Genomic DNA, 25,607 nt, shown 5'->3' with positions numbered 1-25,607 from the left:
TGTTAAGCAGCGTATATGATGTTTTACAGTTTCCAAATTGCGTATGCCTGAATTTGCGAGTTGGGCTCATTAAAGTTAAGAACATACCGTACCCCTACACTGGGGCCAATTCGGACAGCACCCGCATTCACACCAATAAAAATACCGCTGTTAAAGTTTGAAAAGCTAGATGAGCATTCACTCTCCTGAAAAGTATCGTTTCTTTCATCGCGAAATGTGCCCTCCCCTGGAACGTTTATAAACCCAGTGCCGTTAGTGGTTGTTTCTGTTGTACTGGTGAGATCTAGATTGAGTTGTACACCCGCACCTACCGCCAGAAAGTTATTGATATTATACCTATAGGATATTGGAACCAAATACGCCTTGATGCTATTTTCTTTGTTCTGTTCGGAAAAACGCATTAGGCTTTCAATGCCTAGATCGTTGATGCTACTCGTTTCAAAGTTCTTTAAGTCATCGAAAGAAGCAGCAGAAAGGTAAAACTCAGCTTGTAGGTACCCGCGGTACGATTTAAAGGGCGAAACAGTTACTCCTGCAAAATACTCGCGACTGTTATTTTTAGAAGGGGTAAATATATAACCTGCTTTTGCACCTATAGAAATTCCGGGCATAAACCGAGTGGTACTGTAATTGGTAATAATAGGTTCATTTTTATCAAAATAAATAGCGGTGCGACTCCGTGTTTTCTGCTTGTGGAAATCCTTACCAAATTTCATAGCGTATTTTACAAACCCTTTGGTAGAGTCACGTTCTACTACATTTTTTTGTGCAGTACCTGGTAAATATATTTTTTTGAATGTAAAGATGATTTTATCTTTTGCTATAATAGTATCCAAACAAGAATAATTTACCTCTCGTTCTTTAGGACAAATAGGGCATTCAGGGTACATTTCTGTAACTTCTAAAGTGTTTTTGTCAAACATGTCTGGAGTGTCTACTTCAAGGCGAATGGTATTTGCAGGCCCTTCTCCATTGTTTTGAAATTTCACTTTAAACTTTACCTTTTTATAACGAACGAGGCGATAGTTTAGAAGCGTTCCGTTATTAGACATTTTGTTGGGGTCATGAGATGTTACTATCTCTAATTCGGTGTCTTTAACTGTGTGGTTTCCATACTTATTATCTGGAACATATATAGTGCGCAGTGTAACGATTGCACTAGTGTCTTTCAGCATTTCTGGTGTAGTTTTTAATGTTCTGAAAATATGACGTTCTTCGCCAGGTTGCATATTTTCAAACTCTATATGCTGCACGTTTCTGTATAGTTTCTCAGACTCTTCTAAGGTAACCGGTAATATTAACCGTTTAGTAGAATCCTGTATGCTTCTAGTGTTTATTAAAATGGCTTCAGCTGTAGTTGCTAAAAAAGAAGTAGTGTTATCTTTTTCAAGATGTGAAGCAAAACCTTGGCTTGCTGATACAATGGTTTCACCATTGTGCATACGGGTATCTTCTATACTAAAATTATCGTCTTTAAATTTTTTATCGTTGTAATAAAGATAAAGACTTCCGCTAGTACTGTAATTTTTAGTGTTTTTATAACTGGTTATTAATACCATTTCTTGCTCAGGAAGTGGATCTCGGTTTGTTTTAATTATTAAATCTTCATCCTGAAGAAAAACCGTGGGACTCGAATCTTCTATAAAATCATTTGAAGCGCTAGCTTGATCTAAATAATCGGTTTCAATTTTAATAATTTCGGGTCTGCTTTTTGGCGGTTTTCCGTTGTCGTAATTATTTGTACTCCAAAGTCTTGCGGTGTATTCGCCTTTGTTTTTATAAGCGTGTTTGGGCTTTTCTTTAAAACCGAAACTTCCGTCGCCAAACTCCCAATAATAGGTGTAGAAGGCTTTTGGGGCGCCAGCAATCTGGTTTAAAGGTGGCATTTCGGGGCGAAACGCCACTTTATTTCCCATTACATCATAAAATATAGGGGCTGTTCTAGTGAGTGTATCTTGAACAGGGTTTTGGCTAAAGCTCCCTGCTGAAACCATTAAGATGAGTAAAAAATAATAATAAGCTTGGTTCGCTTTTTTCATAGCCTATAGGTTGTTTATGAAGGTTATTAAGCTACTTTCAGTTCCCGTTTGTACCGTTCTGGTTACTGCTATTTTTTCGTCTTGTGTAACTACTGGCTGCATGCCAAAAGTAAATTCATTTTCTGGTTTACTTACAAAGAGTACGTTTGCAGACGTATTATTAGGTATTTGCCGGTATTTTTCGCTAAAAACTTCATTTTTAGTATCAAATTCTGAAAACATTCCAACGGCTATACTTGGGGAATCGTAGATTAAATACACAGTGCTGTTTGTATTGTCATAGCCTTGAAGTGCTTTATTGTATAGGATACCTCGCGATTCTGGGTTTTCATTATAACGGGCAATGCTTTTCCACCCTATGTTTTGTACAAAAGTTCTGTAGCCTGTAATTACATTTCCATTTGAATCTGTGTATTGGTCAAAAATCACTTCAGTGTTAGTAGCTCTTTCCCAAAGTACCTTGCAGTGTACATCAAGACAACTAGGTGAATGAAAAAGAGATAAAAACAGATCTTCATTTTCAGAAGGCATAAACACTTCTATTTGTTGATTTATTAACACAGGAGCACCGTTATAAGTTACGTTTATATAGAGTATACCTTCACTTAGTAAAGGTTCTATAATATCGTTTTCTTTAATTCCGTTAGTAGATAACTGGCAAGCAACAATTTCGCCAGGAGTATACATTTCAATAACGTCAAAATTAATATCCTCATCTATTGGTGAACCATCTAGTTGTGAAAATGTTTGCGATGAAATACTAAATATAGTACCTTTTGCTGTGGTAATTTCCATTTCCTGAAAACCGTTGAATTGGAAGGTTTGCACTTTGGGTAGTCTACAAGCCATTAAACTCTCTTTGTAATTTTCGCCAGCTATATCGTGTTGTGGATTTATGTGTTCAAGCGCCCCGTGAACACAATCTTCACTATCCGTATTGCATCCTAAAAAAAGTAGAATGAAAGCAAAGCTAAAAATTTTAATAAAATGAATCATAGCGCGATTTTTGACAAATATAACATACAATAATTTCAATAGATACTATAATTATATAATTGACAAGCTTTCTTCGTTAATGCTTCCTTTTTATTATTTAAAGGTTTTGCTTTTTAATAAGTTGTGCAAAAAAGCCGCTAATAATAGCGGCTTAAGTGGCATTCAAACAAATTAATCAACAATTTATGGTAAGGCCTGGATAACTGCTAGTAAATTTTCCATCGTATCTACTTGTGTTTCTTCCAGAGTAAATGTATACACTTCGTCTTCAGAGATCGTTTGTCCTTGTATTGCATAACGCCAGTTGTCGCCATCGGCAGTTGCAAAAATGATGTGTACCTCCAATCCAATAGGAATTTGTCCGTAATGTTCAGAGAAGGTTCCAGTAGCTGCATCATAGGTATCTAATTGTGCTAATGTGTTTGGTTCACCATCATAAGAAAGGTAAACGGCACTATTTTCTGAATTAAACCCTGTAGGCGCTTTTACCTTTATGGTAGTTTTTTCTCTTGGGTCGTTATAAAACCTATCTACATTAGTCCATCCTATCTCATTTCCGAATATGTAATAATCTACACCTTCAACAAATATTTCTTGATCCTGTTCTTCCATTTCGTCCCAGGTTAGGTCTCCATTAGCATCAATAATTCCTTTCCAAAGGCTCATTTCGGGATCTGCTCCTCCTGTATTATCTCCTGGAACTATAAGTTGATAATTACACCCCATTTGAAGCAAATCTCCATCTTGACGTACTTCAATAAAGAATTCGCCCCCAGAAACCAATGCTGCTTTTTTGCCATCTGGTTTTAGCCCCATGGTAGGCTTATTTGTTGCCAACATATCTTTTTTATCATAAAGATCTATAAAAGTAAGTTCTACTTCACCAGTTGCAGGGGCTCCGTTTTTTAGAAGACAATTAGGAGAGATATCTAAAGTTGCGCCGTCATTTGAAGTAAAAAAGATTCCATCTTCAGCATTAAAAGTTACCTTTTCTGTATGTACTGCCAGCGCATCATTCTTTAAAGAATTATATTCGGCAGCGGTTGGTGGTGTAAATGCTATTTGTGGCACCTCCCCTTCTTCTTTTTCACAGCTTAAGTTAACCAATCCCATTACTGTTAATGCTGCAAGACAGTAAGTCATTTTTTTTGCTTGTTGATACATTGAAGTTTTCATAATATTTATTTTTTGTGTTTCTATACCCTTATATCAATAGTTTTACTTTTTGTTACCCCCAAGCTCTCAATTTTTTTTACTTTTAATAAAAAATAATTTTAGTTGACAACAAATAAAACACACCCAGATCAGCAATACGTAGCGGCACTTGTGGCAAACGATCATGTTCTTATAGATGAAATATATTTGAAATTTGTTCCAAAAGTGATTGCCTATATCTGTAAAAATAATGGCGACGAAGCTTCGGCACGCGATATAGTTCAGGAAGCACTTCTAACTATTTACGATCAAGCAAAAACTAAAGGATTGCAGCTTAGCTGCCCCTTTGACGCTTATTTTTTCTTAATCTGTAAACGCAAATGGCTTAACGCACTAAAAAAAAGTGGTTCTAAAACGGTAACAATCGAGGACGAACGTTTATCTATAACTGATGATGCAGATCAACAAGCATTGAGAACCCAACAATTTGAAGCCCAACAGAAATTATACCTTTCTGTATTGTCTGAAATGGGTGATATCTGTAAAAAAATTATCACCTTAGGGCTTACTGCTGCATCAATGCAAGAAGTGGCAGACCAACTGGATATAACCTATGCGTATGCTCGGAAAAAAAAGTCGCTCTGCATAACCAAACTAACCCAATTAATTAAACAGAGTCCGCAATACAGGAAGCTTTATAAAGATTATTATTAATATGGAAATTAAAGGGAACGACCTATTTATAGCGTATTTGGAAGAAACTTTAGCAGTTGCCGAACGCAACGCATTCGAAAAAAAACTTGCTGAAGATTCTTCTTTTTCAGAAGCATTTTATGAGTTTAAAAGTATTTATAAAGTTTTGGAGAATCAATTTTCGGAAGAAAGAGTTTCTTTTGTTGAAAGTGTAAAGAAAGCAGATTCCAAATTCAGGCCACAGGCAAATACGCTTCAATCAAAAGGGAAACTAATTAGCTTTAAACCGTGGCAGTACGGGGTGGCGGCTTCTATTTTGTTAGTAATTGGCTTCTTTCTATTTAATGATTCGAACAAACCTACTTATATAGAATATGCTGCACATGAAGATATTTCGTTAACTGTAAGGAGTAATACTTCTAAAATAGCCAAAAAGGCTGAAGCGAATTACAATGTTGGAAATTATAAGGAAGCGCTTTCTTATTTTGATGCATTGCTTCAGGAGCAACCGGATAATGCTCAGTTTCAATACTACAAAGCAACGGCACTTGTAGAAATAAATCGTTTTGAAGAAGCTGATAATTTATTGAAAGTGCTTTATAACGGCCCTTCGGTCTATGCCTCAAAAGCGAAATGGGTTGCAGCTTTAAGCATGTTAAAACAAGAAAAGTATAAAGAAGTTATAAACTTACTTGAAACGATTCCTTCTACTACACCAGAATATAAAAAAGCGCAGAAATTACTTTCAGCGTTACAATAGCTTTTAATGTATGTTTTTTCTTAATTATTTATTAAAGCCACAAGATGCTTTCTTTTATATTTTATTTATCTTTAGATAATTAACTTTAAAAGGAAATTTTATGAATTCAACTTTTACTAAAATTCTAAGAATTATTTTAGGCTTAGGATTACTCTTTTTCGGACTGAGCAAATTGATTCATTTTAACTTTATGCCTACGCATATTTATACTGGAGACGCAGCCCTTTTTATTGATTCACTTAGCAACTCAGGTTATATTTTGAAGATAGTTGGCTTTTTTGAAATTTTAATTGGCGTGCTTCTAATATTAAATAAGTGGGTTCCATTTGCGTTGCTTTTATTAGCGCCAATTACATTTAATATTATGATGTTTCATTTGTTTTTAGACATACCAGGTATCATTCCAGCACTGCTGGTTATAGCCTTAAATGCGATGTTAATTTATAAACATTGGAAAGTTTACAGGCCGCTTTTTCATTAAAGAATAAATACAATCATAACACTAAAGGCTTCTATAAAAGGGAGCCTTTTTTAATTTGTGGCTATTTTCTTTATCTATTAAAAATGCTACATTTACATTTCGTAAAAATAAAAACCCATGAAAATATCAATTGCTTCCCTTATTGTAGTGCTGGCATTCGTTGGCTGTAAAGAAGAACAAAAAAAAGAATCTATTTCCGTGACCTATCCACAAACCAAAAAAGTTGATACTGTAGACACTTATTTTGGTGTTGAAGTACAAGATCCATATCGCTGGCTAGAAGATGACCGTAGCGAAGAAACCGCAGCTTGGGTGAAAGCTGAAAATGAAGTAACTTTTGGTTATTTAAATAAAATTCCTTTCCGTGAAGAATTAAAAAATCGTCTTTCCGACCTTTGGAATTATGAAAAAGTAGGAGCCCCTTTTAAAGAAGGAAATTACACCTATTTTTATAAAAATGATGGGCTTCAAAACCAATATGTAATTTATCGTTATAAAACAGGTGAAGCCCCTTCAACAGCTGAGGTATTTTTAGACCCAAATACTTTTAAAGAAGATGGAACTATTTCCTTAGGGAATGTGAGTTTCTCAAAAGATGGAAGCAAACTAGCTTACGGTATCTCTGAAGGAGGTAGCGATTGGCGAAAAGTACTTGTAATGAATACCGAAACGAAAGAATTGGTTGGCGATACACTTCACGATATTAAGTTTAGCGGGTTGTCATGGAAAGGTGAAGAAGGATTCTACTATTCAAGTTATGATAAACCTAAGGGAAGCCAGCTTTCTGCAAAAACAGACCAACACAAAGTGTATTTTCATAAAATGGGAACTTCACAAAGTGAAGATCAAATAGTTTTTGGTGCCACCCCAGAAGAAAAACACCGTTATATTGGCGCTAATGTTACAGAAGATGATCGGTATTTAATTTTAAGCCTTAGCGTTTCAACTTCAGGAAACAAGCTTTTAATTAAAGATTTAACAAAGCCAAACTCCAAATTTGTAACTATTCTAGACCATACAGAAACAGACTCGTATGTAATGGAAAATGTAGGTTCAAAGCTTTATATTGTTACAAATCTAAATGCGCCAAATAAAAAAATAGTTACTGTAGATGCTAACAACCCAAGCCCAGAAAATTGGCAAGATTTTCTTCCTGAAACAGAGAATGTACTTTCTGCAAGCACGGGTGGGGGATACATTTTTGCAAACTATATGGTAGATGCTGTTTCAAAAGTAATGCAATATGATTATGAAGGTAAATTAGTACGTGAAGTACAACTTCCAGGCATAGGTTCTGTAGGTGGTTTTGGAACTAAGAAAGAAGAAAAAGAACTTTATTTTTCATTTACAAATTACGTAACGCCAGGAAGTATCTATAAATACAATATAGCAAGTGGTACTTCAGAATTATTTATTAAACCTGAAATTGATTTCAATCCTGAAAATTATGAAAGTCACCAAGTTTTTTATAATTCAAAAGATGGAACTAAAATTCCGATGATAATAACACATAAAAAAGGCTTGAAAATGGATGGTAAAAATCCAACAATTCTGTATGGTTATGGAGGGTTTAACATTAGTCTAACTCCAAGTTTTAGTATAAGCAATGCAGTCTGGATGGAACAAGGCGGTATCTATGCAGTACCAAATCTACGTGGAGGTGGTGAATATGGAAAAAAATGGCACGATGCAGGAACCCAAATGAAGAAACAAAATGTGTTTGACGATTTTATAGCTGCTGCGGAGTATTTAACGGAGAATAAGTATACCTCAAAAGATTACCTAGCGATTCGAGGAGGTTCTAATGGTGGTTTGCTTGTTGGAGCAACAATGACGCAACGCCCAGATTTAATGAAAGTAGCGCTTCCTGCCGTAGGCGTTTTAGATATGCTTCGTTACCACACATTTACTGCGGGAGCTGGATGGGCTTATGATTATGGAACTGCTGAAGACAGTAAAGAGATGTTTGCGTATTTAAAAGGATACTCTCCTTTGAATAATGTAAAAGAAGGCACTAGTTATCCAGCAACTTTAATTACAACTGGCGATCACGATGATAGAGTAGTTCCAGCACACAGTTTTAAATTTGCTGCGGAGCTTCAATCGAAGCATGTTGGGGATAATCCTGTTTTAATTCGAATTGAAACTGATGCGGGGCATGGTGCAGGAACTCCTGTAAGTAAAACAATCGAACAGTACGCAGATATTTTTGGTTTTACCCTATTCAATATGGGGTATGAAGAATTGCCAGAAAATATAAGTAAAGCTATTAAGCAATAAAAGAAGCTGCCTAAAATGTATTAATAAATCGATTTTTAATCGATCAATACATTTTAGGCAGCTTCTTTTTTAATCTAATTTATCTGTTAATTTCTTAAAGGTCTTTTTAGGATCTTTATTTTCGTATAAAACCTCATAAACGGCATCAATAATTGGTGTTTTGGCTTTCTTCTTGCCTTTTTGTTGATTTAGTTTATAAGCGCTTTTGGTGGCGTAATACCCTTCCGCAATCATACTCATTTCTAATTGAGCACTTTTAACGGTATACCCTTTGCCTATCATTGTACCAAACAAACGGTTTCTGCTGAAAACGGAATATCCCGTTACCAATAAATCTCCTAAATAAGCTGAATCGTTAATATCCCGTTTCATTTTGTGGACTTTCTTCACATACTTTTTCATCTCGCGGATGGCGTTGCTCATTAAAACGCTTTGAAAATTATCACCATAACCAAGGCCGTGGGCAATACCTGCGGCAACGGCATAAATATTTTTTAACATGGCAGCATATTCTGTCCCTAAAACATCATCGCTGGTGGTACATTTTATATAATCGCTTCGTAACACATTGGCAATAATTTTTGCTTTTTCATCGTCTGCACTGGCAATGGTAAGGTAGGAGAGGCGTTCTAGCGCAACTTCTTCTGCATGGCAAGGACCCGAAATTACACCAATATTGTTGAATGGAACTTTATAAAATGTATTGAAATGATCGCCCACTATCAAGCTGGTTTCTGGAACAATTCCTTTAATTGCTGAGAAAACTATTTTATCTTCTAAAGAAACTGTCAATTTTTCGAGTTCTTGGTGAAGAAAGGCAGACGGAATCACAAAAATTAAATAATCTGCTGCTGAAACGGTTTCATTAATATCGTTACTGAGTTTCAACTGCTTTAAATTGAATTCAACAGAACTTAAATAATTTGGATTGTGATTATTCTTTTTAATAAAATCCAAAGACTCCTTCCCTCGCATGTACCAGTGTACTTCATCGAGATTTTCGCAAAGCATTTTTACGATTGCAGTAGCCCAGCTTCCTCCGCCAAATACTGCAAATTTTGGTTTATCAGACATTATTTTTAGTTATAGCACCAAAAGTACATAATTTCTTGTTTTAAACATTTAACAGTAGCTTAAGAATGGCCATGCAATGATTCAAGAATACGTTTCGTTATTGCATTTGATTGTTGAGGTGGGGTTTCCCATCAATACGAAAGTAGTTTCAATGATTTTGGTTGGTTATTTAGTTGAGGCCGCTCTTCAGAGTTAATTTGTTGGGCGGTTTTTTCTATTTGTAAAAATTCATTTCATCTAGATATTTCCAAACGTTAGCAGCAAGCATCGGTTGGATATTTTTTCCAGATTTTATACTTTTTCTAATAAACGTAGACGATAACTCAATAATGGGAGCATCAATTTTTGTTATCTTTTTATGATTGTTGAATTGTGTTTCAACAGTGCCTTCGGAAATTCTTGGGTACACATAGATAGCATACCTTTCAAGGATTATTTCGTAGTTTTTCCACTTCTGAAAACTTTTTAGATTGTCCTCACCCATAATTAAGCAAAAATGTTTTTTAGGATATTTTTCTTCTAAATAAGCTAATGTATTTACAGTGTAATTGGGTTGTGGTAAATTAAATTCTGCATTGCTAGCATGCAATTTTGGGTAGTCTTCCACCGCAATTTGGACCATTGCCAAACGGTGGTGATCCTCCAATAATGTTTTTTTCTTTTTATGTGGGTTATGGGGTGTTACAACAAACCAAACTTCATCTAAATCGCTAAACTCCGCCATATAATTGGCAAGAATTAAATGCCCAGCATGTATGGGATTGAATGTGCCAAAGTAGAGCCCTATTTTTTTTGACGATTTCAAATCTTGGTGCTTATTTATGTATAAAACCTTTTACTAAATCATGCGCTTCGTTTAAGGCAGTTTCTAGGTCGTAATTTTTTATTATGTAATCAAATTGTGGCGCAGTAGCAAGCTCTACAGAGGCTTTTGCAATACGCATATTTATGCGATCCTCGCTTTCCGTTTTACGCTTTTTTAAACGAATTTTAAGCTCGTCTATGCTTGGTGGTTTTACAAAAACAGCCAAGGTTTTATCTGGAAATTTCTTTTTTATACGAAGCCCGCCAGCAACATCAATATCGAAAATCACGTTTTTACCATGACTCCAAATACGTTCTATTTCTGTTTTTAAAGTTCCGTAAAAATTATCGCGATATACTTCTTCCCATTCTAAAAAATCTTCGTCTTTTATATGTTGCTTAAAGTCTTTTAGTGAAATAAAATAATAATTTTCACCGTGTTTTTCATCCCCACGAGCTTCACGGGAAGTACACGAAATGGAAAATTCCAAGTTAAGATCTTTCTGCTTAAGTAAATGTTGTACAATGGTAGTTTTTCCACTTCCGGAAGGTGCCGAAAATACTATCAATTTTCCTCCTTTCATCTATAAAACGTTTAAGGCTTGCTCTTTAATTTTTTCTAACTCGTCTTTCATTTGTACCACAATTTGCTGCATCGGCGCATAATTAGCCTTGCTGCCAATGGTGTTGATTTCACGTCCAATTTCTTGGGTGATGAAGCCTAATTTCTTTCCGTTAGAATCGTGCGAGCTAAGTGTTGCCTCAAAATATTCTAAATGGTTTTTTAACCGCACCTTTTCTTCGGTAATGTCGTATTTTTCAAGATAATAAATCAATTCTTGCTCAAAACGGTTTTCATCTACTTTTTCTTTTAAATCTGAAACAGCTTTTCGAAGGCGTTCTTTAACAGCATCAATACGTTCTGGGTCTATTGTAATTACTTCCTCCAGTAATTTTGAAATTGTTTTAGTACGTGCTATAAAATCATTTTCGAGCACCAAACCTTCATCGGTTCTGTATGTATTGATTGCTTCAAGTGCCTTCCTTAATCCCTTTAAGATTGTTTCATATTCCTTTTCGTCAATTTCCTCCCGTTCTGTTTTTAAAGCATCTGGCATTCGAACCGCCATTTTTAAAAGTTCTACAGGGTCACCGTTTACTACATTAGCCAACTGTTCAATATATTTTTTTACTGTAGCTTCATTAAGTTGGGTACTTGTCTCTTCGCCAGTTACTTCTATATAAAGGGAAAGATCCACTTTCCCTCTTTGTAAAGATTTTGCTAACAAATCACGAATTTCTAGTTCCTTTTCTCGGTATGCAGAAGGTACGCGGGTGTTAAGGTCAAGCCCTTTACTATTTAGTGATTTAATTTCAATTGTTATTGTTTTGGATGGCAATTGAATAACTTCTTTGCCGTATCCGGTCATGGATTGGATCATATTCCTATTTTATTGAAGGGCAAAGGTACTAAAATTAGGCGGTTGGTTGTAGATTGGAGCCAAGCGGGTTTTATTTCTTATTCTTTTATAAAAGCTAAAGCCTTTTTTTCGCTGTAGTATATTTTATTTGACTGATGAAAACCTACGTGTCCACCATAGTTTGGGATTTCTAAATGTAAGTTTTTCATTTTTAAGGCCAATTCTATTGGATAACATTCGGATGAAAGAAAAGTGTCGTTTTTAGCGTTTAAAAGATAGATCGGAATCTTAATATTTGGAAGAAACTGCAAGCTGCTGTTTTTTTTATAATACTCTAAAGCATCTTTAAAACCATGAGCTGGAGCAGTGTATAGATTATCAAATTCATATAAAGAAGTGATTTTTTTATAATCTTCAGCTGTCATTTTTTCAGGGAAATCTTTCATTTTTAATTTGTATTTCTTCCGAAGATTTATCAAGAAAGAACTTCTATATACCCAATTATAGTATTGGTTCAAAGACTCTAAAGAACCTTTTAAACTAAGTGGCGTTGAAATGGCGACTGCTTTTTTAATTTCTTTTGGAAGGGTTTCACGTTCTCCTAAATATTTAAGAAGTAAGTTTCCGCCAAGGCTAAAACCTAGCAGGCTAACCTCAATGTAAATATCCCTTTCTAAAACGGCCTTAATAACGCTATCAAGATCATCTGTTTTTCCAGCATTGTATGATTGGTACACTGTGTTTGTTTCGCCGCTACACCCACGAAAGTTCACGGCAGCAACATCCCAGCCATTTTCGTTTAAAATATAAGCCTGTCCTTTTATGTATGTTCGCTGCGCATTGCCTTCTAGTCCGTGAAGGAGTATTGTAACTTTTTGATTCGACTTTTTGGCAAACGACCAATCAATATCTAAAAAATCACCGTCAGGCAATTGCAAACGTTCGCGTTGTTGCGCTATCCTTGGTGATGGTCTCAGCTTAGCAGAATAAATGGTAGAAAAATGTGCGTTTCTAAAGGGAAAGGGTGGCTTGTAATTACTTTTAATTTGAGGCATTTTCTTAAAATAATTTTAACAAAAACTAAACAAATTTATTATGCTTGCATAGCAAAAGTACTTTAAATTTGTATAAAAATTTGAAGATGTACCTTAAACAATTTGAAATACGCTGGAGCGATGTAGATGCCAATCGCCATTTGCGAAACAGTGCTTATATAGATTTTATGAGTCATACCCGAATGAGCTATATGCTAGAAAAGGGGCTTGGCCACCAACATTTGGCAAAGCACGACATTGGGCCTGTGGCTTTTTATGAGCATATGAATTACTTTAGAGAAGCTTTTCCAGGAAAACCGGTTCGTGTATCACTTCAACTTAAAGGTATTTCTGAGGATGGGATGTATTTTCAGTTTCTTCATAATTTCTATGATGAAAAGGGAAAGAATTTTGCACGTTGTGAAATGATGGGAGGTTGGATTAATTTGAAAGAGCGCAAATTAGTTGGACTTCCAAAAGATCTTTTTGAAAAGTTAGAATCTTTAGAAAAAACAGAAGACTTTAAAATTTTAACTAAAGAAGACACTCGAAAAAAAAGTGAATATCCACAGGATCTTTAAAACGCTGCTTTTTTAGATCGTTTTATTGTGGAAAGATAAACACCTATAAATATCATTGCCGCGGCGCCTATTCGTAGCGGTGACAAACTATCTGCGCCAACCAAAATAGCAAAAAGTACTGCAATAACAGGTTGAAGATAGATAAAGGCTCCAAGGGTGGTGGGGCTCAATTGTTTTAAGGCGTAAATATTTAAAAGGTAGGTCATTACTGTTGTACAAAGTACTACAAAGCCTAGTTTCCATACCTCGTCAAATCCAAGACGGGTCCATTCAACTGCCGAAAATTCTGTAATGCCGATGGGAAGATTTATCAGTAATGCAAATAGAAAAAGAAATTTCATTAAGGTAATTGAACTGTATTTTTTAGTTAAGGGCTTTACTAAAATTAGGTAAATTGAATAGGCGGTAGCATTGATGATAAACAAGAAATTTCCCATCGGGATGTTTGGTGCATTTGGTTGTTCTTTTAAGCCAAATAAAATGAGTACTAAAGCTCCTGCCAGCCCTAAAAATATTCCGAAACTTTTTATTAACGTAATTTTTTCTTTTAAAATAAAAGCAGAAAGTACTAAAAGCAACACGGGTGATAGCGTAATAATTACAGAACTATTAATAGGGGTTGATAAGCTTAACCCTTTAAAAAAGGCGAGCATATTTAAAGCCATTCCAAAAAAAGCACAGCCAATAAAACGAAGCCAATCTTTACGATCTATTTTTTCAGAAGGAAAAAACAGACTGATTGCCCAAAAAAATACGGCAGCTCCCATTACACGAAGTAATATAAAGCCAAAGGGGTTGATTACTTCGGGCATTAAGCCCTTTGCAATTGTGTGGTTTATGCCATAAATAGTACTGGCAGTAGTTGCTGCTATAAGTGCAAAAATGCGGTGTTTGTTCAATTTTTATGGATAGAGGTTTTTGCTGCGGCTACAGTTTTTGGGCTACTGCCAATAAAAATTTCATCATTATTTACTATTACTGGACGCTTTAAAAAGGTGTAATGATCTACGAGTAAATTTTTATAATCTTCCTCTAAAAGATTTTTATCTTTTAGATTTCTTTCTTGGTAAAGTTTAGCTCTTCGACTAAAAAGATCCTCATATTTATCAGTAAGGTTAAAAAGTTCATCCAATTCTTCCTCCGTAATCCCTTGAACTTTTATATCTTGTTTTATAAATGATGATGGAATCTCGATTTCGGCTAATACTCTTTTACAGGTATCACAACTTGATAAATAATATACTTTTTGCATGGGTTAAAATTAATGAATATTAAGAAAAGGGATTGCTTCTTTTATCGGTATTTTTAGCTCAATAGGGCCGTCTGCATAACTTGCAATATCGTATTGATTGTAAACGAAAATGATGCTATCGTTGGTAAACCCAGTGCTCTCAGGTAAATAAAAAACGTCATCATCAAACCAAAAACCAGTACTATTTATAGAAAGATTCGAAGCTATATTTTGTTGTTCACGAAATTTATTTTCAGCAAAAGCAATAAATTTTTCATTGTTTTTAAAGAGTTCACTTGAAGTTAACCTATTCCCTGTTTTTGGATTTATATTTAAAAATGAGGTGGTACCATACCCGTGGGCACCGCCAGTGAAAAGATATTGACGCATTTCAAAACAGATATGCGCTGGTGAATTGTATATTTCATTTACAGAAATTTCAGCAAAATATTCTCCAGCCATATCTGGAAACTGAAGTTTGTCTGCATTATACGCTTCAATAAAATTTGTAGCGGCTTCTTGAATGGTTTTTGCAGTGGGAATAGTATCCTCACCCATAAGTAAAGCACTAAAAATAAAATTTTTAATTTCTTCGTTTATTTTTAATGAAGCGGGAGTCTCGCCAAATACTTTAACATAGTTTATTGTTACTTCTGGGCAGCTATTGTTTTTACATATAGGAAGTTCTTTTTCGGTAAAACTTTCCGAAGCGAATTCAATACTTTTTTCTTGATCGCAACTCATGCAGATAAACGCAATTAGCACAAGAATCGTAATGTTGTTTTTCATAAGATAAAAGAAATAGGTTTTTAGCATTGCCAAATGAAACTATTACATTTGTCTATCAAAAGTAATAACTTTAATACCAGCTATTGTGAAAGTTATATTAAATAGTACCCTATAGCTTTCTAACTTTCTGTTTTCACATTAAATTTTCAAGAGTAGTATGAAATTCAATACAAAAGCAATTCACGGCGGACAGCATGATATAGATCCGGCTTATGGCGCAGTAATGCCGCCGATATATCAAACCACTACCTATGCACAAGCGACACCAGGAGGTCATAAAGGGTTTGAATATTCACGTAGTGCAAACCCAACAAGAACCGCTTTAGAAAGGGCTTTTGCAAGTATTGAAAATGGAAATTATGGCCTTGCTTTTGGCAGCGGTCTTGCTGCAATTGATGCGGTAATGAAGCTTTTAAAACCTGGTGACGAAGTTATCGCTACGAGCGATCTTTATGGAGGAACGTATCGCTTGTTTACAAAAATATTTGAAGGCTTTGGAATCAAATTTCATTTAGTGGGCATGGAAAATGCCACTGCAGTTGAAAGCTATATAAACACTAAAACAAAATTAATTTGGGTTGAAACACCAACAAACCCAATGATGAATATTATTGATATTAAAAAAGTAGCTACCATTGCTAAGAAACACAAAGTGCTCCTTGCGGTAGATAATACTTTTGCAACCCCTTATTTACAACAACCCTTAGAAATGGGAGCAGATATTGTAATGCATAGCGCTACAAAATATCTTGGTGGCCATAGCGACGTGGTGATGGGGGCATTAATTATAAAGGATAAAAAACTTGCTGACAAATTATACTTTATACAGAATGCAAGTGGTGCCATTTGTGGTCCGCAGGATAGTTTTCTTGTTTTAAGAGGGCTAAAAACGCTTCCTATTCGAATGCAACGTCATTGTGAAAATGGAAAAATAATTGCTGAATATTTAGCAATGCATCCAAAGATTGAAAAAGTATATTGGCCAGGTTTTGAAAGTCATCCTAACCATAATATAGCAAAGGAACAGATGAAGGATTTTGGAGGAATGATATCATTTGTAACCAAAGGGAATAATTATAAAGACGCTATTAAAATAGTTGAAAACCTTAAGATATTCACTTTAGCGGAAAGTTTGGGTGGGGTGGAAAGTTTGGCTGGTCATCCTGCAAGTATGACGCATGCAAGTATTCCGAAAGAAGAACGCGAAAAAATAGGTATTGTAGATGCGTTAATTAGATTGAGTGTAGGAATTGAAGATGCGGATGATTTAATAGCAGATTTAAAACAGGCTATAGGATAATATTTTTCTATAAAAAGAGCCTCCTTAACCTCTTAATCTATATAATAAATATACCCAATATTCAACCAATAAATCCATTCCTTAGATTTATTTTCAGGAACAGGTTTTGAGCCATTATTTTCAAGTGTTGGGTTAAGGCCGTCCAGTGTGTCAGAGAAATAATATTGCCACCTACTGTCTAACATTAAATCGCTTGATTGAGACAGTTTATACCGAAAACCAACACTGCCAATAATAGCCCACGTGGTTTCCGGGTTTTGGTAGAAAGAATTAAAATATTTTGTTGGGGTAGAAACGGGGCTATTTAAGGGGCCTAAAGTAGATTCAACTTCAGGGTCATAACTTACCCAATGAACACCTAGGCTTACAAAGGGTGCTATTTTATAGTCGCCACCTACAAAATCTCGGAGACTTAAAGGGAAATATTCTAAATGCGAGCCTACTTCAAAAACGGTTACAGTACCACTCATTGCCCGAAGCTGATCAGCAAATAAAGACGTTTGGTCGGGTTCAACCCAACGCCCATAGTGTTGTAGATTTGTTTTATGATAATCTATTTCGTTGCGGATTTTAAAATGGTCATTAAAATACCGATCTCTTGTATAGCACTTACAGTCCGCACTATATGAAAAATTTATATAATGTATAAGGCCAACCCCTATACCAACGTTGTTTGAATTTGTGTCGAAATCATTACGCTGACCAAAATCTGAATAAAATACTACTGGCCCAGCAATTATACCCAATTCATTAGAAAAGCCTAATTGGCTATGCGCTTGTTGATTACTTAAAAACAACAGGGAAAATACCACTAATAATACTCTGGTATTCATTAAAATAGGGTTTAGTGTGAGAGGTAGCAAATATATAAAAACATATTCAAGGCTGAAACTTTAAACTGTGATTTAGCTAATTTGTAAAAAATTGAGTTACAGTTTTTATCATAACACTTATATTTGTGCTTCCTTTTGTAACTTGTTCATTTAATGTCTTTTTTTCAGCTTTTAAAAAAAGTGGTTTTGTAAGACATATTGTGCAAAAAGATACCAACGGAATTCGCTAAAAGTAAAATTAAAAGAAAAACAATGAAGCAAAGTATAAGAGATTTCATTACTGAAGTTGAAAAACTCAATCCTAATGAACCTGAATTTCTACAGGCAGTAACCGAAGTTGCTGAAACAGTAATCCCATTTATTGAAGAAAATGAAAAATATGCCAACAAAAAATTGTTGGAAAGAATGGTAGAACCAGAGCGCACCATACTTTTCCGTGTGCCTTGGACGGACGATACTGGTGAAATACAAGTAAACAAAGCGTATCGAGTTGAATTTAATTCAGCTATTGGGCCTTATAAAGGGGGGTTGCGTTTTCACCCATCCGTAAACCTAAGTATTCTTAAGTTTTTAGGGTTTGAACAAACTTTTAAAAACAGTCTTACTACACTTCCAATGGGGGGTGGTAAAGGAGGTTCAAATTTTGACCCTAAAGGGAAAAGCGATGCCGAAATTATGCGTTTTTGCCAAAGCTTTATGACGGAGCTTTCAAGACATATTGGCCCAGATACAGATGTTCCTGCTGGCGATATAGGTGTTGGAGGGCGAGAAATTGGCTATATGTTTGGGCAATACAAACGTATTCGTAATGAATTTACTGGAGTACTTACTGGAAAAGGCCGCTCGTATGGTGGGTCATTAATTCGTCCAGAAGCTACAGGTTATGGAAATGTATATTTCGCAAAAAATATGCTTGAAACTCGTGGGGAAAGCTTCAACGGTAAAACGGTAGTAATTTCTGGTTCTGGAAATGTGGCTCAGTATGCTGCTGAAAAAGCAATTCAATTTGGAGGAAAAGTAGTTACATTCTCAGATTCTGCGGGATATATTTATGATTCAGAAGGAATTAATGAAGAAAAACTGGCTTATGTAATGGAACTTAAAAATGAAAAACGCGCCCGAATTTCAGAATACACAAAAAAATATACAGGGGCAACATATGTTGAAGGTAAGCGCCCTTGGGAAGTAAAATGTGATATTGCACTTCCTTGTGCAACTCAAAACGAACTTAATGGCGAAGAGGCAAAAATGCTTGTAGATAATGGATGTACTTGCGTGGGTGAAGGGGCAAACATGCCTTGTACTCCTGAGGCTATTGAAGTTTTTCATAAAGCGAAAATTTTATTTTCTCCAGGAAAAGCATCAAATGCAGGTGGAGTTGCTACTTCGGGTCTTGAAATGTCTCAAAACTCACTGCGTTTAAGCTGGACTGCTGAAGAAGTAGATGAAAAACTTTACGGTATTATGAAAGATATTCATGCGGCTTGTGTACAATACGGAAAAGATGCTGATGGGTATGTAGATTACGTAAAAGGTGCAAATGTTGCTGGTTTTGTAAAAGTAGCTGATGCAATGCTTGCTCAAGGAGTAGTTTAATATTCCACTAAAAATAAATTAAAGCCTTTTCAATTATCTTTTGCATTTAAAAAAGATAGGAAAAGGCTTTTTCATTTATATACCGCAATAAATAGTATTTTAGCGTGTTAATAAACAAAACCTTTTTTATGAAGCAGTGGGTTATTGCTTTCCTTATCCTATTTCCTATTCTTGTCAGCGCTCAGAATTTTGAAGACAATTGGACAGGCCATTTTTCATATATTTCAATAAAAGACATTTCCCAAGGCGGAAACAAAATGTATGTAGGTGCCGAAAATGCAGTCTATTCATATAACCTTTCCACAAAGGAGGTGGAAACGCTTTCTACCATAAATGGTCTTTCAGGAGAGTTTATAACGACAATCCATTACAGTGAAGAATATGAATTGCTAATTATTGGCTATGAAAGTGGATTGATGGAAATTGTAAAAAATGGGGATGAAAATATCTTGAGAATAGTGGATATTGTTGACAAGCAAACCATTCCTGCAGATAGAAAACGAATAAATAACTTTAAAGAATACAACGGCAACCTCTACATTGCTACACAATATGGAATCTCGGTTTACAATCTAGCCAGACTTGAATTTGGAGATACTTATTTTATTGGTGACGGTGGAAGCCAAATAAACATTATGCAAATTGCCGTAAAGGAGCCTTATATTTATGCTGCAAGCGCTTCAAATGGAATGCGAAGAGCCGCAGTTGCTGATGACGATCTGATTGATTACGAAAACTGGACAACGATTATGGGAGGCAGTTTTATTGCAGTAGAAAGCCTACGAAACGAGCTGTACGCAGCCACTTCATCAAATAGTGTGCTTCGTTTTACACCCACAGGGGCCACTACGGTTGTAGAAAATTTTAACTCGAATATTAAAAAATTTAGATCTGCAGATAAGCTGCTTACTATAACCACAACAAAATCCATTCAAACTTATTCCGAAGGTTTTGTGATGGAGGCTTCCGTAACAACACTCCCAGATTTTGAACTTAATCTTTTATCTGGATATGCCTACGATTCAAACTTATATTTAGGAACCTCAGAAGATGGATTGTTAATTGTTCCTTTTGGGAGCAGACAGCCATTACAAATATTGCCAAATGGCCCGATTAGAAACGATCCATTTTCTATAGCTAGTGCTCCAGGTCAATTATGGGTTAGTTTTGGAGAAGTAGATATTAATTTTAATCCATATTTTCCAAATGGAGTTTTAAGTAAAAGAGGTATAAGCCAGTTAAAGGATACGCTTTGGAATAACATTCCGTACAAAGATTTAAATACTGCTGTTGGCGCAGACCCAACAGATTTAGTAAAAGTTACTATAAATCCGCAGGATCCTTCCGAAGTTTTTATGAGTTCTTATCAAAAAGGGCTTCTTAAGGTTAAAGAAGCGACCCCAACCATTTTATACGATGAAACCAATAGTCCATTAGATAGAGTTCTTATTCCAAAACCAGGTGGTGGATTTGATGATGCAGGAATACGTATTTATGGTTCTGAGTATGACTCTCAAGGAAATTTTTGGTTTGTGCAAAGTAGAGAGAATGAAGGTTTAATTATGCTTAGCCCAAATGGAGCGTTTCAAAAAATAGATATTTCAAGCATTATAGATAATGAAAAAGAAACCGCACTTACTAAACTTGCAATTAGTCGTGAGGGGCATGTGTTTTTTGGAACCTATGGGGCGGGACTTATAGGCTATAATCGTACGACTAAAGAGTTTAATATCATTTCTGAAAATCCTGGTTCAGGGAATCTTCCCAACAAAGATATTCGCGCACTCTCATTCGATAAACAAAATAGACTATGGATTGGAACCCGAAAAGGGCTAAGAGTGATTTATAGCCCTGGAAGTTTTTTTGAACAAGGTACCACGCCAGAATCCCAATCAATTATTATACTTGAAGATGGGGTGGCTCAAGAACTTTTATTTGAACAGTCCATAACAGACATTGAAGTAGATGGTTCCAATAATAAATGGGTAGCCACAGCTACTTCGGGCGTGTTTTATTTATCTCCAAATGGTCAGGAAACGCTACTTCGTTTTACAAAAGATAATTCTCCATTGCCCACAAATAATGTTCAAGATATTGCCATAGACCCATTTACTGGAGTTGTATATTTTGCAACTACTCAAGGTCTTGTTGCTTTTAAAGGAAGTGCCACCGCACCTAGTGATAATTTAGAAAACCTTCACGCTTTTCCTAATCCTGTACGCCCAGGTTTCTTTGGAAACGTTACTATCGACGGGCTTACTGCTCAAGCCAATGTAAAAATAACCGATATTACCGGCAACCTTGTTTTTGAAGAAACATCAGAAGGGGGAAGTGTTCTGTGGGATACAACGGCTTTTGGGAAATATAGGGTTCGTTCTGGGGTGTATTTAGTTCTTGTTACTACAGATGATAGTTTGGAAACCAAAGTGGCTAAAATTATGATTATTCGCTAATGGTTGTTGCTACAAAAGCCATTGTTTTTTCAGCTATAAAATATTCCGAAGCAGATTTAATTGTTAGTTGTTATACGGAAATTGCTGGAGTTAAAAGCTATTTACTTCGCAACATCCTAAAATCAAGAAAAGGAAAATTAAAGGCGTCTTATTTTCTTCCCCTTACACAACTCGAGCTTATTGCCGACCATAAAAACAAAGGCACTTTAGAATATATAAAAGAAGCAAAAATTAATAATCCGTATCAAACCTTACATACCGATATTGTAAAGTCTGGCCTGGTATTGTTTCTATCTGAAATGCTAAAAAACTGTATCCGTGAGGAAGAAACAAACCAAGAGCTCTATACTTTTTTAGAAAACGCACTGCATTGGTTAGACCAAAATGACGCTGTTGCCAACTTCCACATTTACTTCTTATTACAGTTAAGTATGTACTTGGGTTTTTATCCAGATGCTTCCAATATTGAACAAAAATATTTCAATATTAGCGAAGGAAATTTTCAAGCAAGAAACACTAATAGTTATTGTTTAGAAGGAGAAAGAATAGCAAATTTTAAAAGTTTTTTTGATATAAAAATACAAGCGATAAAAGATATTAAGCTCACAAAAAAACAACGCCATGATGTGTTGGAATTGATTTTGAATTATTATAGCTTTCATATGCAAGGGTACCAAAAGCCGAAATCGCTCGCAGTTTTAAATCAGTTATTTTCCTGATTGAAGTACGAAAATTTATTTTTTATTCAACCTTTTGGAAATCTAAATCCTGAAAATCATAGCTAAAATCAGTCAATGGCGAAATAGCACTAATTAAGAAACCAGCCGCTTTAGCTTCTTCATCTAAACTGAAATTAACAAACGCATCTGCTTTTAATGCTGGATCATCCCAATAAACCACATAGGTTGTTCCTTTATAGAAAGTCATGGTTCCCTTTAAATCTGCAGATTTTTCTGAAATAAAACGTAGCTTCCCATTTTGGTTGCTGATAGTAACTTTGCCAAACCAAGCATCTTCGTAAACACCTATATAATCTAATGGATTTGGTTTTTGAGCTTTTGTTTTAAGCTGGGCAGCAATATTTTTTTCTACAGCCAGCACAATGCTATCTGCTTTGCGTTCTCCTGCCAAACGACGGTCGTTGTATTGTTTAATTCTATCTTCCCCTTTTATATTAAAGTAGCCATCTTTTATAGAATTAGTGATAGCCGTAAACGCTGCGCCACTTTGTTGGTTGGTAAGCACAATTATCCCCAAATCTAATTCTGGAATAAGGGTTACTTGACTAACAATTCCTAACAAACCTCCTGTGTGTGTAGCTTGAAAATAACCATTTACATCACTTAAAAACCAGCCCAAACCATAGGCCGAAAAATGAGTATTGTATGGACCTTTTCCACTTCTTAAAATGGTTTGTGGCGTCCACATTTCGGCATGAACATCTTTACTAAAAAGACTATCCTGTAATTTTGCCCCATACCTACCACGATTTAATTGTGCTTGTGCCCAAACACTCATATCATTTATTGAAGCATAAATACCACCGGCTGGTGTGGCAAGTTGAGTAAATGTATCTCCTGTTACCTCTAGGTTTCCGTTTACTGGAGCGTGCCCATCAATACGGTTTGCATCGGCCTTTATTTCTGGAATAGACAGTAAAGAACGGCTCATTCCTAAAGGCTTAAAAAAGTTAGCTGAAATATAATTGTCAAAATCTTTGCCCGAAATTCTTGCAACTATCTCACCAGCAACGATATAAAGCAAGTTGTCATAGTCAAACTTGCTTCTAAAAGAAGAAACAGGTTTTAAATATCTAAGATTATGAATCAATTCAGCTTTTGTAGTTGTGTTTGCAGCAGGAAAAATCATTAAATCGCCAGCGCCAAGCCCTAAGCCACTTCGGTGAGTAACAAGATCGCGTACTGTAAATTCACTTGTAACGTAGGCGTCATGTAATTTAAATTCAGGAATAATATCTGTTACTTTGGTATCCCAAGTTAAGTTTCCCTGATCTATAAGTTGCCCCAAAGCAGCTGTTGTAAATGCTTTGGTGTTTGAAGCTACACCAAAAAGTGTATTTTCGTCTACTGGCGCATTTGTTTTAAGGGAACGTACGCCAAAGGTATTTTTATGATAAATTTTCCCATCTTTTAAAACGGCTACCGCCATTCCTGGAACATCAAAAGTTTTCATTGTTTTCTGAACCAAGCTATCAATTTGTGATCCACTTAAAACTTGGGCATTCCCTGAAAAACATAAGAAAAGTAGCGGAAATACAAAGAGTGTGATTTTAGCAGAAAAAGAGTTCATAAACATGATTTTTTTTTTGGAGCTTAAAGGTATTAAAACTTTTTTTTAAATCTAGGTTTACTACACAGTGACCTCTACGTCGATTACACCAACTTCAACTGGTTTACAATTTCCTGTAAAGAAGCCTTTGCATCACCAAAAAGGATGCTACAGTTATCAAGGCCAAAAAGATCATTCTGAATGCCGGCGTAGCCTTTATTCATACTTCTTTTCATCACAATAACCTGCTTGCTTTCATAGGCACGAATTATAGGCATCCCGAACACAGGGCTATCCGGATTGTTTTCGGCTGCAGGGTTTACCACATCATTGGCTCCTAAAACTAAAACAGTATCGTATTGCGCCATGTTTTCATTGCCTTCATCCATTTCTTTTAGACGCGCATAATCTACATTTGCTTCAGCAAGTAGCACGTTCATGTGTCCAGGCATACGGCCAGCAACGGGGTGAATAATATAATCGACTTCACAATTTCTTTTTTCTAATAACTGTTGAAGCTGGCCACAAATATGCTGTGCCTGCGCAACTGCTAATCCATAGCCAGGGATAATTGCAACTTTTTGAGCAAATGATAGTGTTAAGGCAGTTTCAGAGATACTTATTTCCTTTATTTCTTGTTCTTCTTCAACAGCACCAGCCTTACTCTTTTTAAAAGTTCCAGCCAGTACTTTCATTAGTGAGCGGTTCATCGCTTTACACATTAAAAGTGTAAGTAAAATTCCTGCGGCTCCAACAAAAATACCACCCGCAATCATTGCTTTATTGCCATAAACAAAGCCAGCAAAAGCAGTTGCAATACCTGTAATACTATTTAAAAGTGAAATTACAACGGGCATATCTGCACCCCCAATTGGCAGTACAAAAAGCACCCCATATATCATGGCGATTGAAGCCAAAACATACATAAAAGCAGTAAAACCTATAGGAATAAGGCCAATGAAATATACTATTGGTAATACTAGTATTAATCCTAAAAGTATTCTTGCTGAAAAGATAACTGCTTTGCTACGGCTATCTTTTACGTTTCCTGCCAGTTTTCGTTCAGCGATTATACTTCCTGTTAAGGCAATTGCACCAGTAACTAAGCCGGCAATAAGGAGTATTTTATTTCCTAAAATTGTAGTTGAAACATCAATTTGGTTGGCTTCCATTAACCCTAAAAGCATTGCACAACCACCACCCGTTGCGTTAAACAAAGAAACCAATTGAGGCATTCCGGTCATTTCTACTTTATCTGAAAGACGTTTGCCTACTACAGTTCCCACAGCTATTGCTAAAAACATTATTATCAGGTTTGTGTAAGGAACCGTTGCGGTAATAGCGGCTATAAAAGTTAGGATTACGGCCAAAACCATACCGATGGCGGCTATTAAATTTCCTGTTTTTGCGCTTTTTGGGGAACTCATAAACTTTAATCCTCCCAAAAAGGATAGGGTGGCTAATAAATAGCCTACTTCAATAATTGCGTGCATGGGTTATTATTTTTTAGGGCTAAACATTTTTAACATACGCCCAGTAACAAAAAATCCTCCAGAAATATTAAGGGTGCCGAGAAAAATTGCGATTCCACCCAAGGTGAGGTTTAGGTAATCATCGGCAGGAACGCGAAGCATAACAATTATTGCTCCTACCAAAATTACTCCGCTTATGGCATTAGCGCCAGACATTAAAGGAGTATGTAAAATTGCAGGTACATTTGCAATTACTTCAATGCCAATAAAGACACAGAAAATTACAAAATAAATTTCTTGAATGTGTAGGTTAATAAAATCCATGG

General features: G+C 35.6%; 24 protein-coding genes. 9 read left to right on the top strand and 15 right to left on the bottom strand.

The features are described 5' to 3' along the window. Window positions 1–23: 23 nt before the first annotated feature. From ABJ955_RS05010 to ABJ955_RS05000, 3 genes are all read right to left on the bottom strand, one after another. Window positions 24–2,039: a PKD domain-containing protein gene (locus ABJ955_RS05010; protein WP_347373507.1), complete on the bottom strand. Its 2,016-nt coding sequence runs from the start codon at window positions 2,037–2,039 to the stop codon at window positions 24–26. Window positions 2,040–2,042: 3 nt separating this feature from the next. Then, window positions 2,043–3,035, bottom strand: coding sequence for a hypothetical protein (locus tag ABJ955_RS05005; RefSeq protein WP_347373506.1), 993 nt, complete (start codon window positions 3,033–3,035; stop codon window positions 2,043–2,045). A gap of 183 nt (window positions 3,036–3,218) precedes the next feature. After that, entirely contained in the window at window positions 3,219–4,211 is a 993-nt protein-coding gene (locus ABJ955_RS05000; RefSeq protein WP_347373505.1) for a hypothetical protein, read from the bottom strand. Window positions 4,212–4,313: 102 nt separating this feature from the next. Here ABJ955_RS05000 and ABJ955_RS04995 point away from each other — a divergent pair, with 102 nt between their 5' ends. The 4 genes from ABJ955_RS04995 to ABJ955_RS04980 all read left to right on the top strand — a co-directional run bounded on the left by ABJ955_RS04995 (window position 4,314) and on the right by ABJ955_RS04980 (window position 8,404). Continuing rightward, entirely contained in the window at window positions 4,314–4,904 is a 591-nt protein-coding gene (locus ABJ955_RS04995) for a sigma-70 family RNA polymerase sigma factor (protein ID WP_347373504.1), read from the top strand. Window position 4,905: 1 nt separating this feature from the next. Continuing rightward, window positions 4,906–5,643 carry a tetratricopeptide repeat protein gene (locus ABJ955_RS04990; protein WP_347373503.1) on the top strand — a complete coding sequence of 246 codons (738 nt, stop codon included), beginning with the start codon at window positions 4,906–4,908 and terminating at the stop codon, window positions 5,641–5,643. A gap of 100 nt (window positions 5,644–5,743) precedes the next feature. Then, complete coding sequence (locus ABJ955_RS04985) at window positions 5,744–6,124, top strand: DoxX family membrane protein (RefSeq protein ID WP_347373502.1); 381 nt, start codon at window positions 5,744–5,746, stop codon at window positions 6,122–6,124. Window positions 6,125–6,241: 117 nt separating this feature from the next. Next, window positions 6,242–8,404 carry a prolyl oligopeptidase family serine peptidase gene (locus ABJ955_RS04980; protein WP_347373501.1) on the top strand — a complete coding sequence of 721 codons (2,163 nt, stop codon included), beginning with the start codon at window positions 6,242–6,244 and terminating at the stop codon, window positions 8,402–8,404. A gap of 69 nt (window positions 8,405–8,473) precedes the next feature. On the opposite strand, the gene ABJ955_RS04975 is transcribed toward ABJ955_RS04980, so the two are convergent. The 5 genes from ABJ955_RS04975 to ABJ955_RS04955 all read right to left on the bottom strand — a co-directional run bounded on the left by ABJ955_RS04975 (window position 8,474) and on the right by ABJ955_RS04955 (window position 12,758). Next, the gene (locus ABJ955_RS04975; RefSeq protein WP_347373500.1) at window positions 8,474–9,478 is read right to left on the bottom strand and encodes an NAD(P)H-dependent glycerol-3-phosphate dehydrogenase; all 1,005 of its coding nucleotides are present in this window, start codon (window positions 9,476–9,478) and stop codon (window positions 8,474–8,476) included. A 214-nt stretch (window positions 9,479–9,692) separates the two neighbouring features. Beyond that, window positions 9,693–10,283: a nicotinate (nicotinamide) nucleotide adenylyltransferase gene (nadD, locus tag ABJ955_RS04970; RefSeq protein WP_347373499.1), complete on the bottom strand. Its 591-nt coding sequence runs from the start codon at window positions 10,281–10,283 to the stop codon at window positions 9,693–9,695. Between the two features lie 10 nt (window positions 10,284–10,293). Next, window positions 10,294–10,866 (bottom strand): guanylate kinase, encoded by a 573-nt coding sequence (gmk, locus tag ABJ955_RS04965; RefSeq protein ID WP_347373498.1) that lies wholly within the window; start codon window positions 10,864–10,866, stop codon window positions 10,294–10,296. Beyond that, a complete protein-coding gene (locus tag ABJ955_RS04960) occupies window positions 10,867–11,724 on the bottom strand; it encodes a YicC/YloC family endoribonuclease (RefSeq protein ID WP_347373497.1) in 858 nt (285 codons plus the stop codon). 77 nt (window positions 11,725–11,801) lie between these two features. Next, window positions 11,802–12,758, bottom strand: coding sequence for an alpha/beta fold hydrolase (locus ABJ955_RS04955; RefSeq protein ID WP_347373496.1), 957 nt, complete (start codon window positions 12,756–12,758; stop codon window positions 11,802–11,804). An 86-nt stretch (window positions 12,759–12,844) separates the two neighbouring features. Here ABJ955_RS04955 and ABJ955_RS04950 point away from each other — a divergent pair, with 86 nt between their 5' ends. Further along, window positions 12,845–13,318, top strand: coding sequence for a thioesterase family protein (locus tag ABJ955_RS04950; protein ID WP_347373495.1), 474 nt, complete (start codon window positions 12,845–12,847; stop codon window positions 13,316–13,318). Here ABJ955_RS04950 and ABJ955_RS04945 read toward each other — a convergent pair. Genes ABJ955_RS04945 through ABJ955_RS04935 form a run of 3 tightly spaced genes read right to left on the bottom strand, consistent with a single transcriptional unit; the run spans window position 13,315 to window position 15,338 of the window. Beyond that, on the bottom strand, window positions 13,315–14,217 hold the full coding sequence (locus tag ABJ955_RS04945; protein WP_347373494.1) for a DMT family transporter: 903 nt from the start codon (window positions 14,215–14,217) through the stop codon (window positions 13,315–13,317). The genes ABJ955_RS04950 and ABJ955_RS04945 overlap by 4 nt on opposite strands. Further along, entirely contained in the window at window positions 14,214–14,570 is a 357-nt protein-coding gene (locus tag ABJ955_RS04940) for an ArsC/Spx/MgsR family protein (RefSeq protein WP_347373493.1), read from the bottom strand. Before ABJ955_RS04940 ends, ABJ955_RS04945 begins: the two co-directional genes overlap by 4 nt. 9 nt (window positions 14,571–14,579) lie before the next feature. Then, window positions 14,580–15,338 (bottom strand): DUF3298 domain-containing protein, encoded by a 759-nt coding sequence (locus ABJ955_RS04935; protein WP_347373492.1) that lies wholly within the window; start codon window positions 15,336–15,338, stop codon window positions 14,580–14,582. A gap of 157 nt (window positions 15,339–15,495) precedes the next feature. Here ABJ955_RS04935 and ABJ955_RS04930 point away from each other — a divergent pair, with 157 nt between their 5' ends. Continuing rightward, the gene (locus tag ABJ955_RS04930) at window positions 15,496–16,638 is read left to right on the top strand and encodes a cystathionine gamma-synthase (protein ID WP_347373491.1); all 1,143 of its coding nucleotides are present in this window, start codon (window positions 15,496–15,498) and stop codon (window positions 16,636–16,638) included. A 32-nt stretch (window positions 16,639–16,670) separates the two neighbouring features. Here the strand turns inward: ABJ955_RS04930 and ABJ955_RS04925 are convergent, their stop codons facing one another. Beyond that, complete coding sequence (locus ABJ955_RS04925; protein WP_347373490.1) at window positions 16,671–17,471, bottom strand: glutamate dehydrogenase; 801 nt, start codon at window positions 17,469–17,471, stop codon at window positions 16,671–16,673. 252 nt (window positions 17,472–17,723) lie between these two features. Here ABJ955_RS04925 and gdhA point away from each other — a divergent pair, with 252 nt between their 5' ends. The 3 genes from gdhA (at window position 17,724) to recO (ending at window position 22,239) form a co-directional block, all read left to right on the top strand. Then, window positions 17,724–19,067: an NADP-specific glutamate dehydrogenase gene (gdhA, locus tag ABJ955_RS04920; RefSeq protein ID WP_347373489.1), complete on the top strand. Its 1,344-nt coding sequence runs from the start codon at window positions 17,724–17,726 to the stop codon at window positions 19,065–19,067. A 128-nt stretch (window positions 19,068–19,195) separates the two neighbouring features. Beyond that, window positions 19,196–21,520 carry a two-component regulator propeller domain-containing protein gene (locus ABJ955_RS04915; protein ID WP_347373488.1) on the top strand — a complete coding sequence of 775 codons (2,325 nt, stop codon included), beginning with the start codon at window positions 19,196–19,198 and terminating at the stop codon, window positions 21,518–21,520. After that, the gene (recO, locus tag ABJ955_RS04910; protein ID WP_347373487.1) at window positions 21,520–22,239 is read left to right on the top strand and encodes a DNA repair protein RecO; all 720 of its coding nucleotides are present in this window, start codon (window positions 21,520–21,522) and stop codon (window positions 22,237–22,239) included. Before ABJ955_RS04915 ends, recO begins: the two co-directional genes overlap by 1 nt. A 22-nt stretch (window positions 22,240–22,261) precedes the next feature. Here recO and ABJ955_RS04905 read toward each other — a convergent pair whose 3' ends face one another. The 3 genes from ABJ955_RS04905 to ABJ955_RS04895 form a co-directional block, all read right to left on the bottom strand. Further along, window positions 22,262–23,830 carry a serine hydrolase gene (locus ABJ955_RS04905; RefSeq protein ID WP_347373486.1) on the bottom strand — a complete coding sequence of 523 codons (1,569 nt, stop codon included), beginning with the start codon at window positions 23,828–23,830 and terminating at the stop codon, window positions 22,262–22,264. 83 nt (window positions 23,831–23,913) lie between these two features. After that, window positions 23,914–25,302 (bottom strand): NAD(P)(+) transhydrogenase (Re/Si-specific) subunit beta, encoded by a 1,389-nt coding sequence (locus ABJ955_RS04900; RefSeq protein WP_347373485.1) that lies wholly within the window; start codon window positions 25,300–25,302, stop codon window positions 23,914–23,916. A 6-nt stretch (window positions 25,303–25,308) separates the two neighbouring features. Continuing rightward, complete coding sequence (locus tag ABJ955_RS04895; protein ID WP_347373484.1) at window positions 25,309–25,605, bottom strand: NAD(P) transhydrogenase subunit alpha; 297 nt, start codon at window positions 25,603–25,605, stop codon at window positions 25,309–25,311. Between the last annotated feature and the right edge of the window lie 2 nt (window positions 25,606–25,607).

The organism is Aequorivita sp. Q41 (assembly GCF_039831855.1).
In the GTDB taxonomy this organism is placed as follows: Bacteria; Bacteroidota; Bacteroidia; order Flavobacteriales; family Flavobacteriaceae; genus Aequorivita.
Note: the sequence above shows the minus strand (reverse complement) of the source record. Positions and strands in the feature narration are given on the sequence as shown.